This window comes from Cupriavidus sp. D39 (genome assembly GCF_026627925.1).
Lineage (GTDB): Bacteria > Pseudomonadota > Gammaproteobacteria > Burkholderiales > Burkholderiaceae > Cupriavidus > Cupriavidus ulmosensis.
Map to the genome: position 1 here is coordinate 21,196 of NZ_JAPNLE010000007.1, position 15,921 is coordinate 37,116.

Genomic DNA, 15,921 nt, shown 5'->3' on the forward strand with positions numbered 1-15,921 from the left:
ATGGCGCTTCCGGAGCTTCGCCACCACCGCTGGCTCAATATGGGGCTCCTGGCGGCCTCCGCAGTCACGCTAGCCGCGGGATCGCTGCTGTATTGGTTCGGATCGGCAGAGCTCGCCCGCACCGTGTGGCTGATCGGCATCCTACCGGTGTTGATCGCCCTGAGCGCCAGCACAGTCCTGGCGGCATGGCGCCGCAAAGCGGGGGTCGATGTCCTTGCGCTGCTGGCCATCGGCTTCGCATGGTGGCTTGGCGAGCACTTCGCCGCGGCAGTGATTGCCCTGATGCTGGCAAGCGGACGCGCACTGGAGAGTTACGCGGAAGCGCGCGCCTCAAGCGAGATGAGCGCACTGCTGCGCCATGCCCCGCGCGAGGCGAGCCGCTATGAAGAGGGCGAATGGCGGCCGGTGCCCCTGGACCACGTGCATCCGGGCGACCGCCTGCTGGTACGCGCTGGCGAAGTGGTACCTGCCGACGGGACGCTGATCGAGGCCGCCGACCTGGACGAATCCACCCTGACCGGCGAGGTCATGCCGCAGCGCCGCGCGCCGGGCGAGCCGCTGCGCAGCGGCGTGGTTAACGCCGGCGCGCCGTTCGAGATGCTCGCCGGCGCCACGGCGGCGCAAAGTACCTACTCTGGCATTGTCCGCCTGGTGATGGAGGCGCAGCAAAGCCGCAGCCCGTCGATGCGCATGGCCGACCGCTATGCCCTGCTGCTGGTGCCGCTGGCGCTGGCCGTGGCTGGTGCGGCCTGGTTCATGACCGGCGATGCGCGCCGGGCGCTTGCGGTGCTGGTCGTAGCGACGCCCTGCCCGCTGATCCTGGCGGTGCCCGTGGCCATCGTCTGCGGCATGTCGCGCAGTGCCAGCCGGGGCATCCTGATCAAAAGCGGCGCCGCGCTCGAAAGGCTGGCGCAGGGCCGCGTGCTGTTCTTCGACAAGACGGGCACGCTGACCGTCGGCCACGCCCACGTCTCGGCAATCGAGGCAGCGCCGGGACACGCGCCCGACGAAGTGCTTCGCCTGGCGGCCTCGCTGGCACAGGCGTCGGTGCACGTGAGTTCCCGCGCGCTGGTGGCTGCGGCACGCGAGCGCGGCCTGGCGCTGGCGTTGCCAGTCAAGGTCAGCGAGGAGCCCGGCGCCGGCCTGAGTGGCACCGTCGAAGGGCACGTTCTCACCATGGGGTCCTTGGCCCATGTGGCTAAGACAACCGTGCCCAAGCCGTGGAGCACGGCGTTGTTGCGGCGCATGAGCCATGAAGGCACGTCGGCCGTCTTCCTTGGCGTCGATGGCGCCATGCGCGGCGCGCTGCAGCTCGCGGACCAGATCCGACTCGAAACGCCCCGCGCGCTGAGGTTACTCAGGCAGGCCGGCATCCGGCGCATCGTAATGGTGACCGGCGATCGCGACGACGTGGCGCAGATGACCGGCGCGATGCTTGGCGTGACGGAAGTGCACGCCCAGCAGACGCCCGCGCAAAAGCTCGCGGCAATCCGCGAGGCGCAGTGCCACGATACGGTCATCATGGTCGGCGACGGCGTCAACGACGCGCCCGCGCTGGCGGCCGCCGACGTCGGCGTGGCAATGGGCGCGGCAGGCGTGGCTGCGTCGGCGCAGGCAGCGGACGTCGTACTGCTGGTGGACCGCCTGGACCGCTTGGCCGAGGCCATCCAGATCGCCCGGCGCGTGCGCCGCATCGCCATGCAAAGCGTCGTGGCGGGCATGGCGCTTTCCCTGGCGGCGATGACCGCAGCCGCATTCGGCTACCTGCCGCCGCTGGCGGGTGCGCTGCTGCAGGAACTGATCGATGTCGCGGTGATCCTGAACGCACTGCGGGCACGCAAGCCGGGGCCGGACTGGCGGCCCGCGCAGATCACGCCGGCCGAAGCCACGAAACTGAAGACCGAACACAGCGAACTGGGGCAGGTGCTCGACCAGGTGAGATCGATGGCAGATCGCGTAGCCAGCCTCTCCGGGGAAGCCGCCGCCGTGGAACTCGCGCAACTCAACCGCGCACTGCGCCATCAGTTGCTCGCGCATGAGCTCCATGACGACACCGACCTCTATCCGGAACTGGCGCAGCGGCTCGGCGGCAAGGACCCGCTGGCCGCGCTAAGCGGCGGGCACCGCGAGATATTCCGCCTGGTGGGCATGCTGGAGCGCATCGCCGCGGATCAGCCCGCGGACGGCATCGACCTGGAAAGCGCGCAGGAGGTCCGGCGCCTGTTGTATGAGCTGAATGCGATCCTGCGCCTGCATTTCGCGCAGGAGGACGAGCTGTATCATGCGCTGGGCGACGCCTGACCGACAACGCGGCCGCAGGGCAAAAGAACGGCCGGCGGCCCGTGCCACCTTGCGCGGCATTGCGCTGGATCAAGCCACGCGCCGCGCCACCGACAATACTGGAACTGCCGGCGCCCTGTTGACGCAGGCAGATCAACACGGACCAAAGCCATCATGGCTAGCAAGCGTGTCGTCGCCTGTCTCGCGGCAGCGGCGTTGATCGGGCTCGTCAATCCAGCGTTGCCCGTCCATGGGGCGCAAGCGTATGCTGATACCCCGCTTCAGGTACAGGAGATGAACGGGATCACCTATGTTTCCGGCGGTGTCGGCGACGACGAGGTGAAAGCCATTCGCTCGATAGCGGGTCGCTTCAATGTGCGGCTTGGCTTCTACAACGCGAAGGGCGGCGAGGCGCTGTCCGACGTCGCGGTCTCGGTGGTGGATAGCAACGGCAAGCGGCGTCTGCGGGTCGTCTCGTCCGGTCCCCTGCTATACATGCGGCTGCCGGCGGGCGCCTATACCTTGCGTGCCGAATATCAAGACGACAGCCAGGCGCGCCGATTCACGGCCGGGCATACCCCAGTCAGCTACGTATTTCGCCTGCGCGTCAATGAGATGGAAGACGACTGGGTCTATTGCGAGTCGAAGTGCCCGCGACGCGGCCGGTGACACAGGAGCCGTTTAACGGCGCGGCGTGCACGCCAGCGCTAATGCGCGTCAAAGTTGCCGTAGATCAAAGCCACCGGCAGCCATCTGGCTATATTGGGCTCGTGCAGCCGCCGGAATGCGAATCAAACCCGGCGACGCCACACCTGTATTTAACGGGCTATCAAACGGAGGACGCTGTGCAAACCAATATCGGTACGGTTGACCGGACTCTCAGGATCGTCGTCGGCCTGGCCTTAATCGGCCTTGCCGTCACCGGCACGATCGGCGTGTGGGGATGGATCGGGGTGATTCCGGTCCTGACAGGGCTCGTCCGCATCTGCCCCCTCTACAGCCTGCTCGGCGTCAGGACCTGCCCGGCCTCGGGCGGAAAGCCCGGCTGATCCGGCCGACGCCCGCGGTAACGCCAGGAGCCGCTGCCATTCCCACTGGCGCCACGCCATAGGAGGCCAAAGCTCGATGCGGATCAACGAGCGCGGCCGCCACGCTTCAGAATCATTTCGCAGACGAGTTGCCTGACATGCATGCCCTGCACTCGTCCTTTCCAGCAATGCCAATCCAGGGTTCTTCCCGCGTGAGAGTACGCATGGCATTGCAGCGGCACAGGGTATGCGCGCCAATCACGGAGAGACACCATGACAGACCAGACTGACGTCCCACTCGCGTTCTTCAGCGCCAATTGCGAGGTGGGCCTGCGTGCGCTGACCCTGCTGCAGGAGAGCCGCCAGCGTTTCCTTGAAATCCAGCTGGAAGCCATCCGCAAGGACATCAAGACAACGCACGAAGTGGGTGCGCAGCTTGCCAATGCAAGCAACTTCGCCGCGCTCGCCGCGCTGCCAGTCACCTTCCTGCGCAACGAAGCCGAGCATTGCGCGCACCTGATGCAAGCGTGGATGAGTCTAGCCATCCACAACCAGACCGCCATCGTCGAACAGATGCGCGAAATCGGCGAGTCCTGGCAGCGATGCCAGGCGATGAGCTTGCAGCAGGCGGGGAATACCGCTTCGATGGTGGCGCCGGTGCAGGATATATTCGAGAAATTCAGACAGGGCACGGCGTGGAGTCCCGCGTTGAACGGCACCGGCGCGCAGGCGGGAGGCGGCGCCGCAGCCAGTCCGCGAAAGGGGCCCGTCCATGCCAGTTGAGCACGCAGGCGAGGCGCCGGCCAGCCTCTCTTCAAGGCGGATCGCGCTGGTGACCGGCGGCATGGGTGGACTGGGTGAAGCCATTGCGATCCGCCTGCACGACGCCGGCTACCGCGTGGCAGTCACCCATTCGCCGAGCAATGACCACGTGCAGGCCTGGCTCGACCGCCAGGGCGCCGCCGAGCGCGCGTTCAGCGCGTTCGCCGTCGACGTTGCCGATTTCGCCGCCTGCCAGCGCTGTGCCGCGCAGGCCCTTGCCGAGCTGGGACAGGTCGATATCCTGGTGAACAACGCGGGCATTACCCGCGACATCACTTTCCGGCGCATGACCAAGGCCGATTGGGACGCCGTGCTCAGGACGGACCTGGACTCGATCTTCAACATGACCAAGCCCCTGTGCGACGGCATGGTCAGCCGCGGATGGGGCCGCATCATCAATATCGCTTCGGTGAATGGCTCCAAGGGCGCCTTTGGCCAGACTAACTATTCCGCTGCCAAGGCGGGGGTGCACGGGTTCAGCAAGGCACTAGCGCTGGAAGTGGCCAGCAAGGGAGTGACAGTCAACACGGTATCGCCCGGCTACCTTGCTACGCACATGGTCACGGACATCCCCGCCGACATACTCCAGACCAGGATCCTGCCGCAGATCCCTGTCGGCAGGCTGGGGCGGCCGGACGAAGTGGCCGCGCTGATTACCTTCCTGTGCTCCGATGACGCAGCGTTTGTCACCGGCGCCAATATTGCCATCAATGGCGGGCAGCACATGCAATGAACGCACCGACACCCGGCAAGGAACTCACCGCCGCGCCCGAGGCGGAATGTGGCTGCGACCCCGTCGCGGCGGAGCCTGACCAGCTCGACGAGCAGGTCCGCTCGATGTTGGCCGGCGCCACCCAGGGCATGTCGCTCGCCTCGCTCTGGCTGGCCGAGCTGGACTGGGTATTGCACCTGGCCGTTTCCCCCGGCAAGGTGGCCACCGCCCTGGGCCAGTGGGTGAGCGGCGCGGTAGCCGCGACCGCCGGGATGTGGCCCGGCCCGGCGGCCGCGGAGCCAACACCCGGCGTGCCGGCACCGCCATCGGACCTGCGCTTCGCTGACCCCGCCTGGCTGCAGTGGCCTTACCGCTGCTGGCGCGACGCGTTCCACAACCACGAAGCGCTATGGGAGTCGCTCACGCGCGGCCTGCCCGGCGTATCCCCGCACCATGAGCGGCTGGTGTCGTTCTGCGCGCGACAGGTGCTCGATACCCTATCGCCCGGCAATGCGTGGTGGCTCAATCCCGTGGTGCTGCGGGCCACCGCAGCCAGCGGCGGCGCCAATCTGCTCAATGGCGCCCAGCACTGGCAGCACGACATGCAGAACGCAGTGGCCGACCTGGCACGCGCGCCGAAGCTGCGCCGCGCGCCCGCCTTCAAGGTCGGACGGGACGTCGCGATCACGCCGGGCAAGGTGGTGTTTCGCAATGCGCTGATCGAGCTGATCCAGTACGCGCCTGCCAGCGCCGAGGTGTGGCGGGAACCGGTGCTGATCGTGCCCTCTTGGATCATGAAGTACTACATTCTGGACCTGCAGCCGCGAGACTCAATGGTGCGCTACCTGGTCGAACAGGGCCATACGGTCTTCATGATCTCGTGGAAGAACCCGGGCGCCGAAGCCCGCGACTTCGGGCTCAACGACTACCTGCGCCTCGGCGTGCAGGCAGCCTTGCGCGCGGTGCAAGAGCGCTGCCCCGATACACTCATCCACGCCGCCGGCTATTGCCTGGGCGGTACGCTGCTGTCGATCTGCGCGGCGGCGCTTAGCCGCGACGACAGCGGCTTGCCGTTGCAAAGTCTGACCTTGTTCGCCAGCGAGACGGACTTCAGCGAGCCAGGAGAACTGGGCCTGTTCATTGACAGCAGCGCCTTGTCCACGCTGGACGCGATGATGGGCCAGCAAGGTTACCTGGACGGCACCCAAATGGCCGCAGCCTTCCAGATGCTGCACTCGCGCGACCTGGTATGGTCCCGCATGATGAGCGAGTACCTGCTCGGCAAGCGGCTGCGCCCGAACGACTTGGTGTCATGGAACCGGGATGTCACCCGCCTGCCCTTCCGCATGCATTCGGAGTGCCTGCACAAGTTGTTCCTCAACAACGACCTGGCGGAGGGACGCTATTGCGTGGATGGCCGCCCCGTCGCCCTGTCAGACATCGGCATGCCGATCTTCGCAGTAGGCACAGAGCACGACCATGTCTCGCCCTGGCGCTCGGTCTACAAGCTGCATCTGCTGACGTCGGCGCCGTTGACGTTCCTGCTGACCTCCGGTGGCCACAATGCTGGCATCGTGGCCGACCCTCGCATCCCGGCCGCCGATACAGGGTGGAAACGCGCGCGGCGCAGGCAACCTATGGCAGCCCCGAACGCTACCTCTCGACTGCGGAACGGCATGATGAATCCTGGTGGCCCTGCTGGCAGGGCTGGCTGGCGTCGCACTCGACTGGTCGGATCCCCGCGCGCGACGCAGCGCACGGCGCACTCGCCGACGCACCCGGGAGATATGTGCTGGAGCGCTAGGGAGACCGTTGCGATGCGAGCCCGCGCGCACCGCACCTACGGCGTGCGGAAGTCAGCGCATTAACTGCTGCACGATCTTCCAGCTGGCGTCGGGGTTGTACTCTGTCATCTGGCGCGCGATGACACCCGTTTTCGGGCCAAGGTTTTTCTCGAATACGATACCGTGGTGATTCACCAGGAGGGTCATGACGCCCGAATCGCCATACTTCGCCGGAAAAGCAACCATGGCGAATCCATCCGTCATTTTTCCGTCGGCCACGTAATCGCGGGCGCCGCCTGGCGCACTCGTGCCCTGCCGCGTCAGGATACGGTACAGATAGCCGTGGGACGGCGCTAGCCCTTCGCCATTCGCCGCGCCATAGCCATGAGCACGGCGGCGGCCAGCGGGCCGAGCGGGCTTTCGTCCTCGCGCGCGGATGCAGGCCAATGAGCCCGGCGCGCTTGCCCGGGGTACTCGCGACCTTGTGTGCGTACTCGTGGCGTCCGTCGGCCAGCCAGTGCATCGCGGCTTAGAGGTCTGTTGCGCCTCGACATAGGTGCGGCAGACATCGATGGCATTGGACTCGTTGCGTCCGATCCGGCGGTCGATGATCTGCTCCGCGCCGGCCTTAACGTCGAAGCGCTAGCCCGTCTCCTCCCTGGCCGGCGGGATCGGGTAAGGCCCGTTGCCGCAAGGTCGGATCACTATAGGGCACGCCGGCGCGATGCACTGGCGCATGCTCCCACACGGCTGCTGGCGGCGCGCGATTACCGTTCAGGCTGGCAAAGCGGGGTGCGGTCGATATCAATGCGATGATGACCCCAATCCCAGTGACTCCAACCCGACGAAGCGGCCCGACGATCGCCACGCCCACCCACCCGAACCCAACACCGAAGCTACCCACGATCACATCGTCAAAGTAGCCGGGAAAGTAAAACGGCGGGAAGGCAGGATAAGGCTAGACACCATACACGAGCTGCGGATCGTAGACCGGGATATAGACCATATCCGGCCTCGCCGGCTCGATCTCGATAGCCGAGACTTGCGTCGTCACCACGGCCTGCGGCGTCGAGGAGAGGCCACCGGCCGCTTTGGCCCGGTGGCGCAGCCGCTGTATCGAATCCATTACCCCAGCCTGATCGGCTAGGAAGGCATCGCCGAGGCGCTCCATCCAGTCGCGGTTGCCGTCCATCAAGCGCAGGATCTGCGGAAAGCGTAGCAGGGATTTCACGCTCGGCTCCCACGGGAGCCTATCCAGCGCCGCTGCCAACTGATCGCCGGAGAGCGCAGCGTTGGCGGGATCCTGCAGCCATTGGTCCGCCTGGACCACTTCGAGAGGATAGGTGGCCGCCAGCAGGATCTGCGAAACCAGCGCGTCCGGATACTGCGCGATCGGCGCCAGGATCTGATCCAGCACTTCGGGCGATGACCCGGGCGGCCGTAAGGCCTGTGAAAACGCATCGGACACCAGGAGGATCAGGACCGCCAGGGCTACCGCCATCGACCGCATCATGCTTGTTTTCATCGCCTGCCCCAAAATCCCGGAGCGCGACACGCTTCGCTCTCCCCTATTTTTCATTATTGGGTTAGCCCCCCTGCCGGCACTTGACGCACATCAACACCACGGGACGCACTCGCGGTGGCGGCTAGCGTACGATCTGCGGATAGATCCTGGCGCTCAGGATCACCATGCCGAGCATGGGTAAGCCCGAGCCCTGCCCCATCCATCGCCAGGCCGATGTGATTGCCGGAGCGTCCCCCGGCAGCAGCAGGATCCGCAACGCATCCACCTAGTAAGTCAGCGGATTGAGGTGGGAAATGATCTGCAGGCTGCGCGGCATCAGGGAAGTCGGGTAGATTGCATTGCTGGCGAAGAACAGAGGTATGGTCAGCAGTTGCCCCACACCCATGAAGCGCTCCCGCGTCTTTACCAGGCAGGCGATGATCAGCGAGAAGTTGGAGAATACCGCCGCGCCGAGCAGCACGAACACGATCAGCCCCGCCAGCGCGGCCGGGTCCAGCCGCATCCTGACGCCAAGCACCGCGGCCAGCGCCATCACCACCACGGCCTGGACCAGTGCGCGAACGCCGCCGCCAAGCGCCTTGCCCAGCACCAGTGACGCGCGCGGCGTCGGGCTGGCGAGAAACTTGTGCACGATCCCCAGGTCGCGTTCCCAGATGATGGAGATACCATTAAAGATGGCAATGAACAGCACGCTCTGCGCCAGGATGCCGGGAACAAGAAAATCGAGATACGGCACGCCGCCAGTATCGATCACCCGGCCATGGCTCATGACCTGGCCGAAAATCAACAGCCAGAGCGCGGGCTGTACCGCGCGCGTCGCCAACTCGGTGGGGTCATGGTGTAGCTTGCGCACCATCCATGTCGGCGATGGCAAACGTCTTCGCGACAAAGGCCACGACCGGCCAGGGCCTTGCGGCTTTGCGTTCCGGAGCAACACTCTGACATGGCCTCAGGCGAGGCGGCCGGCTGAACGGCGGGTCTGAGAGGTTTCATCGTAGGCACCTTGCTGGACAACATCCGCACTTGTGTAGCGTTCGAAGACTTCCTCGAAACTGGCATTCGCGCCGACGGCGGCGATTCGGCCGTGATTCATGATCCCGACACGGTCGCACAGGCGCTCCGCCTCTTCCAGGTAATGCGTGGTCAGCAGGATCGCGCTGCCGAATTCCGACTGCAATTTCTCGATCTGTTCCCAGACGGAGATACGCGCGACAGGATCCAGGCCGACGGTAGGCTCGTCGAGGAATAGGACTTGCGGCCGGTGCAGCGTGGACTGTGCGATCTCTAGGCGCCGGATCATGCCGCCGGAATAGGTCTTGACCAGCTTGTCGCCGAAATCGGCCAGGTCCACGAAAGCAAGCGCCTCGCGAATCCGGCGAGTACGCTCGGCACGGGGAATGTCATACAGCTTGGCGAACACGAGCAGGTTCTCGAAGCCGGTCAGGTCGCCATCCACCGACAGCGCTTGCGGCACGTAACCGATAATGCGCCGCACGGAAGCGGCCTCCCGCACGATATCGAAACCGCCGACCGAACGTTGCTGGCCGCAACGCGACATTCCGGCATCGTAGCCCATGTGAGCGGGATTGCCCGCCTCAATGATTTTGGCGGGACCTGAGACAACTACGCAATCCGAAGCTTAAGCAGCTTGAATCTAGCCGCGGACCAATAGCACAGGCAGATTGGTATGTCGGACCAGCCCCTCCGCGACGCTGCCAAGCAGCAATCGACGCGTACCGTGACGGCCGTGCGTGCCAATTACCAGCAACTCGACTCCTTCCTCTTGGGCAGCTTGCTCGACAACCATTGATATGTCGCCCATGGCAACCGGCTCATCAAGCAGCCGTGTCTTGCAGGGGATCTGCTGCGCCTGGACTTGAGCGCATGCGGCTACAAGCAGCGCCTGGCCAGCCTCTTTCAGCGCCGCGCGGACTTCCGCAGGATCGATATAGCCTTGGTCGTATTTCAGATAACTGTTATCAATGACATGCGCGACTGTTACCTCGCTCCCGCATGCCTTCGCCAACTGAATCGCTTCGGCTAGTGCGAGTTCGGCGTTCTTGCTGCCGTCTACCGCCACCATGATCTTTCCGTACATACCTTCTCCTAATCGCCCATGAGGTTGGAGACTCAGTTCCTTAGTCCAAGTAGTAGAAGCTGGCAACAAGGAGCGCTCCAAACACTACACCGCCCAAGGAGAGCGCGGTGACGAGGCCCACCGCTTCCTCGATGAAGGTTAGATCCGCATCGACACGCCGATGTGATCTGCGTCAAGGAATGCAGCCGCGTCCCAAATTGAGCCGCGGTGGTCATGACGGCGAGCGGCCCGACAGCACGCTGTGCCGCCGCCTGCAGCAGGAGTTGCCAAGGAGAAGGCTTGATCTGGCTGAAGGCCGGCCCCAAGTGCCCAGCATGCACTCAGGGTTCCCCGCCCAGGTGTGACGTGGACGAGCCGACTACCTTCAGGAGAGGAACAAACACCGTCGGCGTCTGCCCTTTTTGGGAGGCTTTCAACGCCACTTACCGACCACATTGAGAATGCGTTGGCCCTCTCTGGTCAGGCGAAATTGCCTCCGATCAGGCCTCGAGGTCTCGAGCCGCGCCAGCTGGCGCTCGACGAGCGCACTGATGTCAGCCGGGTCCAATTTGCCGTCTGTTCCGAATCGCTGAGAATCATAAGCGCTGCGATCTCGTGGGGCTTAGCATCTCTGTCTCCGGCAGAGGACACGTGGGGCGCTGCAAGACGGAGCCGGATGGGCCACGCGTTGCATGCAGCAACTGAATTTTAGGGGCCGCTGTGTCAGGGCGTGGCCCTGAGTGCGGATCTTTTGAGGTAGGTCAACTCGGCCTATCGTTCGGCCAAGCTCCGGTCCCGCCGCTCGCGATAAGGAGGCTCGCGCTTGCGTACGCCTAGGATGACCCCGCCTCTAGAGCCGCCAAGCAAACTGATGTACTGACGGCCCGGTCGACATTGGATCGCCGGGCGAGGATAAACCACATTCGTTCAGTTTTTGGTCTGGCATGCACGTTCACAGACAAGGGATTTGGTGCGCCGCAGCAGTCCGGCAGATCCGGACTGGGTGTGAGGACCGGCTGGTTCCAGTGGAGTGGCGCGTTGCTGAAGGCCCGCCGCTGGTAGCCGTCCAGCGCGAGGCGCGGCTGGACGAACTGTTCATCGTGGGTCACGACGACCCCGACGAGCCGACGGCGTTTGTCGCAAGCCAGTTCGTGGAGACGATCATCCTGGAAGCTAGCCGTCCGGTGCTGGCCATCCGCCGGCTGGCTCCGCGAGATCGGCAGGCGCGTCATGTGGAATGGCAGCCGCGAATCCGCCAGGGCGATCCCTTCGGCGGCGCAAGCCAGTCATCGCGGCGCTTGCCCACCACAGCGCATGACACCACATCCACCGAATCGGCACGCCGCAGTCGCAAGGAAGGCAAGGCATCATGGCACTCGGGCCTGAATGCCATGCCTGGCCAACCAGGCGTCCGGATACGTTCGCGAGCAGCAACTCGTGTAGTCGGACCCATACGCCCGCCTTCTGCCAGTCGCGCAAACGCCGCCAGCAGGCTGCGCGAGGCCGGCCAACTCGATTTCTCACGTGCGGCCGTCGATTGGTCGTCGGTGCGAGCTGTTGGGGCGGGCGAAAAACGGGTCAAAACCCAACGGATCGCTCGCGACCAGGTTCCAAGCATCACATTCTCGTCGACGCGAATGGAGTCCCCGTCTGTGCACTCCTGACCGGCGCGAACCGCAACGACGTCACCCAACTGCTGCCACTCGTTGACGCGATTCCACCGATTCGCGGCGTGCGTGGTCGACCACTTCAAAAGCCCAAAGTCATCTACCCCGATCGCGGCTACGATTCCGAACCGCATCGTCCGCGACTTCGCGAGCGCGGCATCAAGCCAGTGATCGCGAAGCGCCGAACCGAACCGAACACGGTAGCGGTCTTGGCAGCTTTCGCTGGGTGGTCGAACGCACTCATGCGTGGCTCCACAATTTCCGTCGTCTTCGCATTCGCTTCGAGCGTCGGGCTGATATTCACGAAGCATTCCTGAAGCTTGGCTGTTCCCTCGTCTGCTGGAATATCTTCAGGCGTCCGTAGCAGTCTTTTTGAAACGGTCTCTAAGGTTCCCTTATGGCCCTGACGATCATCGCAAAGAGGCGGCCGAAATCTGCCTCTACCTTGACGCCGCCGAACGGATCGCGGTTTGAGCCAAACGCCTCATCCAGTGCGTTCCAGTCCTCCTCCGTCAGCCATTGACGCGCGGCAGGCAGAATCACCTCTTCTTCCAGACGCCTGTGATTTGCGGAGAACGCAGCGTATTCTTCGACCAGCTTGCGCAACGCCGGGAGCGCGGACTCGTCAGCCAACTCGTATCGGGTGAACGCATGTTCGATGTCTCGGATTTGCGCTTTGCCCTGAACGTGCTGTTCCTCTAGCTCGTCGATGGTTTTGTCGAGGTTGTTGGCACGGTGCCGCAAGCGCGCGAACAGATAGCGCTCTTCCTTGGGATGATGTAGCCGCTCCGGATATTCGCTAATGTAAAACAGCATGGACCGAAACATCACTGGCCTAGGCACATCTACGCCGGCACCGAGCAGTTTGACAAGGCGTTGCATGCCAGTGACAACCATCGATAGCTGCTGATGCTCCCTCTGGATGACTAGTATGGCTTTTCTCTCTGCCGGCGTTTGCATATCATCCCCCTTACTTGTGGACGCGGCATCTTCAACCTGCAATCCAATATTAGTATAGAGGGCGCGACGCGTAACCCTATGATCTGCATCAAAGGCTGTGACGACCAGATCCAGGTCAACTATCGGCCTCAACATGTCGGGATGCTACTGAAATTGTAAGGAACCGGAATTAGCTAGACTACGTACGGTTTTGCTGGACTGGAAATCCTGAATTAGTTGGACTGGCGCGCAGCCAATCCCGACGCACGGCGCTCAACAAGCCACTGCGGGAGGCCATGACCCGGTCGCCGGGCTGGGATTCCGGTCCCTGGGTGGAGCAAATGAAAAAGCGGCGGCCTCCGAATGTGGTGGTCGTTGCGCCGGCCAACAAAATGGCGCGCATGATATGGGCGGTACTGGCCCATGACCGGCCGTACCAGAAGGATTAGGTGAGCATGAAGCCGGTTTGAATGGTGAGCACCACGTTGGAGATTAACGTCTTTGCAGGGTGAAACGTCGAAGGTTGCGTTGGTAATCGAGTGTGATGACAAGTCAGGTAGGACCGGGACCTGCTAAGCCTGCGGGGTAATACGAGCCTTGAGCTCACAGTACGAATGAGGCGCGGGTCAGCGCATTTCATAGGGGCCAGCAGCGGTGCTACCGGCTGCAAGAAGGCCGGATATAGGCTTCGCCCGGCAGGCTAGTGTCATCACGCAATGGCGTAATGCCCGGCGGGAATCGGAAAATCCAGTCCGGCTAGATCAAGTGCGCATGGGCACCAAGTGTCCAGGTTGTCACACCGAATGCGTTATGTCGTACAACAATGGCGTGTAGGTCAGTGGGACCAGAAGATAGGCACAGATCTTGTCATACTGGTCCAGAGGATGGGCGCGATGACGAAACAGATCAGCAAGGCCTGCCAATTCCCCCGAAATCGAGCCGCCGTGTCAGCAGCATCACGGATGAAGTCTCCGATCCTGCCAGCTTTGCCATGAACTCCTGCATCAGCAGTTCGTAGCGCGCGAACCACTGCACGATCGTCCCGAACAATTGCAGGTGTTGTGGTGTGAGACAGTCTTGCGAGCCACTTTTCATCATTCCGTGCCTCCGCTGGCTAGTCCAGCGAATATGAACGAAGATACTCCGGCATCGTGACCGGCCAGCGCAGCTTCCGCTCAATCCGCTGCCGCAGGGCGTCGCTCGCAGCCGGCTCGCCGTGCACCACGAAGGTCTGTCGTGGCGGGCTGCCGAAGCCGCCAAGCCATGTCATCAGTTCGTTGGCGTCCGGATGTGCCGAAAGCGAGGTGATCTGCTCCACCGAAGCCTGGATGGCAACCTGTTTGCCGTGGATGCGCAGTTCACGCATGCCCGAGGCCAGCGCCGCGCCGCGCGTACCGGCGGCCTGGAAGCCGGATAGCAAAATCGTGTTGCGCGCATCCTGCCCATATGTCTCCAGGTGATGCACCACCCGCCCTCCGGTTGCCATGCCGCTGCCGGCCAGGATGATCTTGGGCGCGCGGTCGCGGTTCAGCCAGACGGACTGCTCCATGCTCTGCACCAGGATGGCTAAGTTGCACGCTGCCGTGCAGGCCGCGCGGTCGATTCGAAGTTCGTCCGGGTGCAAGCCAAAAACCGTGGTGGCGTCGATGGCCATCGGGCTGTTGAGGTAGACCGGCACGTGCGGAATACGGTTTTGCTGGCGCAGCTTGTAGAGGCAGTACAGCAGCGCCTGGGTGCGCCCGACGGCAAACGCAGGAATCACCACGCTGCCGCCGCGGCCGATGGTGCGGCTGACGATTTCACCCAGCGTGTCGAGCGGATCGTCCGCGGGATGGGCGCGGTCGCCATAGGTGGACTCCACCAGCAGGTAATCCGCTTCGCGGATGATCTCCGGGGCGCGCATCACGATGTCCTGCTGCCGCCCCAGGTCGCCGGAGAAAACGACGATACCGATGACTTAGTAGCCATGTCAGACAGTCCGTGCCGCGAAGTGAGCTTAAGGACACGTAAGGACGGCTTGCGAGTGTATGTGCATCGCGTATGATGGACGCTACAATATCGAGTGCCCTGCTAGGCTCACCGCCAAAGATTGGGGCAGCGAAAGGAGGTGCGTTGTGGATGAGTCATCGGCAGGCCAATTTTCGGAGATCGAAGACAGGGTATTGTTGTGCATATACTTGCTGTCGGACACGACTAAACCAGCGAAGCGCGAACTACATGACGATTGGGACTCCGCTCATACATGGTGCTCTCGCTATGTCCACGATGGGTTTACGTTAGGTGATGGTTCCGCGCAAGATCGATACCCGCCGCATCAAATCTACAAGATTAGGTGCGTCCCTGTGAAGCGCGTCACGGAGGGATTTTCGGAAAGTGAAACTCACGAGAATCTGGATGACCGCATCACTCATTTTGAAGATGACGACGGCCGCAGGATTGACATCTGGACTATGTCAGTGTGAGTCGCTTGAACTCTCCAATGAGAAACTTATCCCTCATTGAATCGTGCTTCTCGATTCAACGCCCCGACTACCTGTCAGATCGAGTGCTGGCCCATCTGCCGGTCCGTGACCCCCGTTACGCCGAACCGGCGCACGTGCGCCTCATGGGCCACGCGAAAACGCACCGGAATCAGGTCCGCCAGAGGGCAGCCGATCATGTCCGCGGCGGCGTAGCCAAAAAGACGCTCCGCCGTGGGGTTGAACAACACGATGCGCTGCCCTTCGTCCACCGTGATGATCGCTTCCATTGACGAGCGGATGATCCCTGCCAGCCGGGCTTCGCTGCCCTGGGTACGCGCCAGGTTCTCTTCTGCGTCACGCCGCAGCCGCCGCAAGCGCACCAGCAGCAGGGACAGCATCACGGCCACGGCCAGTCCCCAGGCGCCTAGCATCGGCGCGGCCAAGCCGCCAGGCCGGGGGCAAGCGCGGTGATGAACCACAGTGCCAGCAGCATCAGCAGCACGAGCACGGCGCCGCCCGCCGCCAGTTCGCCAAGCGTGGTATGAAACGATGTCTTCGGCGCAGAAGGCAGATTCGGTGAAGGAGGCTCTTTGGTCGCCATGGCAGGTCACGGAGTGCTTCTGGA

Annotated in this window: 13 protein-coding genes and 5 pseudogenes; 8 read left to right on the forward strand and 10 right to left on the reverse strand. The window is 63.5% G+C overall.

Features of this window, described 5'->3' with window-relative positions; translation table 11 throughout:
- From OMK73_RS06965 to OMK73_RS06990, 6 genes and pseudogenes are all read left to right on the forward strand, one after another.
- A complete protein-coding gene (locus OMK73_RS06965; protein WP_267601399.1) occupies positions 1–2,301 on the forward strand; it encodes a heavy metal translocating P-type ATPase in 2,301 nt (766 codons plus the stop codon).
- 153 nt (positions 2,302–2,454) lie between these two features.
- Positions 2,455–2,949 (forward strand): hypothetical protein, encoded by a 495-nt coding sequence (locus tag OMK73_RS06970; protein ID WP_267601400.1) that lies wholly within the window; start codon positions 2,455–2,457, stop codon positions 2,947–2,949.
- 176 nt (positions 2,950–3,125) lie between these two features.
- On the forward strand, positions 3,126–3,329 hold the full coding sequence (locus tag OMK73_RS06975; protein WP_267601401.1) for a YgaP family membrane protein: 204 nt from the start codon (positions 3,126–3,128) through the stop codon (positions 3,327–3,329).
- Positions 3,330–3,581: 252 nt separating this feature from the next.
- Positions 3,582–4,091 (forward strand): hypothetical protein, encoded by a 510-nt coding sequence (locus tag OMK73_RS06980; protein WP_267601402.1) that lies wholly within the window; start codon positions 3,582–3,584, stop codon positions 4,089–4,091.
- The gene (gene phbB / locus OMK73_RS06985) at positions 4,081–4,863 is read left to right on the forward strand and encodes an acetoacetyl-CoA reductase (RefSeq protein ID WP_267601403.1); all 783 of its coding nucleotides are present in this window, start codon (positions 4,081–4,083) and stop codon (positions 4,861–4,863) included. Before OMK73_RS06980 ends, phbB begins: the two co-directional genes overlap by 11 nt.
- Positions 4,860–6,646 (forward strand): annotated as a pseudogene (locus tag OMK73_RS06990) (PHA/PHB synthase family protein). Before phbB ends, OMK73_RS06990 begins: the two are co-directional and overlap by 4 nt.
- A 52-nt stretch (positions 6,647–6,698) precedes the next feature.
- On the opposite strand, the pseudogene OMK73_RS06995 reads toward OMK73_RS06990, so the two are convergent.
- The 5 genes and pseudogenes from OMK73_RS06995 to OMK73_RS07015 form a co-directional block, all read right to left on the reverse strand.
- A pseudogene (locus OMK73_RS06995) lies at positions 6,699–7,256 on the reverse strand (DUF2950 family protein); the annotation flags it as partial.
- A gap of 328 nt (positions 7,257–7,584) precedes the next feature.
- Positions 7,585–8,181, reverse strand: coding sequence for a DUF3300 domain-containing protein (locus tag OMK73_RS07000; RefSeq protein WP_267601404.1), 597 nt, complete (start codon positions 8,179–8,181; stop codon positions 7,585–7,587).
- Between the two features lie 235 nt (positions 8,182–8,416).
- A complete protein-coding gene (locus tag OMK73_RS07005; protein ID WP_267601405.1) occupies positions 8,417–9,007 on the reverse strand; it encodes an ABC transporter permease in 591 nt (196 codons plus the stop codon).
- A gap of 93 nt (positions 9,008–9,100) precedes the next feature.
- On the reverse strand, positions 9,101–9,727 hold the full coding sequence (locus OMK73_RS07010; protein WP_267601406.1) for an ATP-binding cassette domain-containing protein: 627 nt from the start codon (positions 9,725–9,727) through the stop codon (positions 9,101–9,103).
- Positions 9,728–9,805: 78 nt separating this feature from the next.
- Positions 9,806–10,249 (reverse strand): universal stress protein, encoded by a 444-nt coding sequence (locus OMK73_RS07015; protein WP_267601407.1) that lies wholly within the window; start codon positions 10,247–10,249, stop codon positions 9,806–9,808.
- A 1,466-nt stretch (positions 10,250–11,715) separates the two neighbouring features.
- On the opposite strand from OMK73_RS07015, the pseudogene OMK73_RS07020 reads away from it, so the two are divergent.
- Positions 11,716–12,259 (forward strand): annotated as a pseudogene (locus OMK73_RS07020) (IS5 family transposase); the annotation flags it as partial.
- Positions 12,260–12,279: 20 nt separating this feature from the next.
- Here the strand turns inward: OMK73_RS07020 and OMK73_RS07025 are convergent.
- A complete protein-coding gene (locus OMK73_RS07025; RefSeq protein ID WP_324291681.1) occupies positions 12,280–12,990 on the reverse strand; it encodes a hemerythrin domain-containing protein in 711 nt (236 codons plus the stop codon).
- A gap of 161 nt (positions 12,991–13,151) precedes the next feature.
- Between OMK73_RS07025 and OMK73_RS07030 the strand changes: the two are divergent.
- Positions 13,152–13,283, forward strand: a pseudogene (locus OMK73_RS07030) (IS110 family transposase); the annotation flags it as partial.
- 457 nt (positions 13,284–13,740) lie between these two features.
- Here OMK73_RS07030 and OMK73_RS07035 read toward each other — a convergent pair.
- The 4 genes and pseudogenes from OMK73_RS07035 to OMK73_RS07050 form a co-directional block, all read right to left on the reverse strand.
- Entirely contained in the window at positions 13,741–13,932 is a 192-nt protein-coding gene (locus OMK73_RS07035; protein ID WP_267601408.1) for a hypothetical protein, read from the reverse strand.
- A 16-nt stretch (positions 13,933–13,948) separates the two neighbouring features.
- A pseudogene (locus OMK73_RS07040) lies at positions 13,949–14,779 on the reverse strand (MBL fold metallo-hydrolase RNA specificity domain-containing protein); the annotation flags it as partial.
- A 591-nt stretch (positions 14,780–15,370) separates the two neighbouring features.
- Complete coding sequence (locus tag OMK73_RS07045; protein WP_267601409.1) at positions 15,371–15,727, reverse strand: PAS domain S-box protein; 357 nt, start codon at positions 15,725–15,727, stop codon at positions 15,371–15,373.
- On the reverse strand, positions 15,721–15,897 hold the full coding sequence (locus OMK73_RS07050; RefSeq protein ID WP_267601410.1) for a hypothetical protein: 177 nt from the start codon (positions 15,895–15,897) through the stop codon (positions 15,721–15,723). Before OMK73_RS07050 ends, OMK73_RS07045 begins: the two co-directional genes overlap by 7 nt.
- Between the last annotated feature and the right edge of the window lie 24 nt (positions 15,898–15,921).

Bases quoted from the DNA above. Each gene is read 5' to 3' on its own strand.
- OMK73_RS06965 (WP_267601399.1), top strand. From the start codon at position 1: ATGGCGCTTCCGGAGCTTCGCCACCACCGCTGGCTCAATATGGGGCTC.
- OMK73_RS06980 (WP_267601402.1), top strand. From the start codon at position 3,582: ATGACAGACCAGACTGACGTCCCACTCGCGTTCTTCAGCGCCAATTGC.
- OMK73_RS07035 (WP_267601408.1), bottom strand. From the start codon at position 13,932: ATGATGAAAAGTGGCTCGCAAGACTGTCTCACACCACAACACCTGCAA.
- OMK73_RS07015 (WP_267601407.1), bottom strand. From the start codon at position 10,249: ATGTACGGAAAGATCATGGTGGCGGTAGACGGCAGCAAGAACGCCGAA.
- OMK73_RS07050 (WP_267601410.1), bottom strand. From the start codon at position 15,897: ATGGCGACCAAAGAGCCTCCTTCACCGAATCTGCCTTCTGCGCCGAAG.
- OMK73_RS07010 (WP_267601406.1), bottom strand. From the start codon at position 9,727: ATGGGCTACGATGCCGGAATGTCGCGTTGCGGCCAGCAACGTTCGGTC.
- phbB (WP_267601403.1), top strand. From the start codon at position 4,081: ATGCCAGTTGAGCACGCAGGCGAGGCGCCGGCCAGCCTCTCTTCAAGG.
- OMK73_RS07045 (WP_267601409.1), bottom strand. From the start codon at position 15,727: ATGCTAGGCGCCTGGGGACTGGCCGTGGCCGTGATGCTGTCCCTGCTG.
- OMK73_RS07025 (WP_324291681.1), bottom strand. From the start codon at position 12,990: ATGTTGAGGCCGATAGTTGACCTGGATCTGGTCGTCACAGCCTTTGAT.
- OMK73_RS07005 (WP_267601405.1), bottom strand. From the start codon at position 9,007: ATGGTGCGCAAGCTACACCATGACCCCACCGAGTTGGCGACGCGCGCG.
- OMK73_RS06970 (WP_267601400.1), top strand. From the start codon at position 2,455: ATGGCTAGCAAGCGTGTCGTCGCCTGTCTCGCGGCAGCGGCGTTGATC.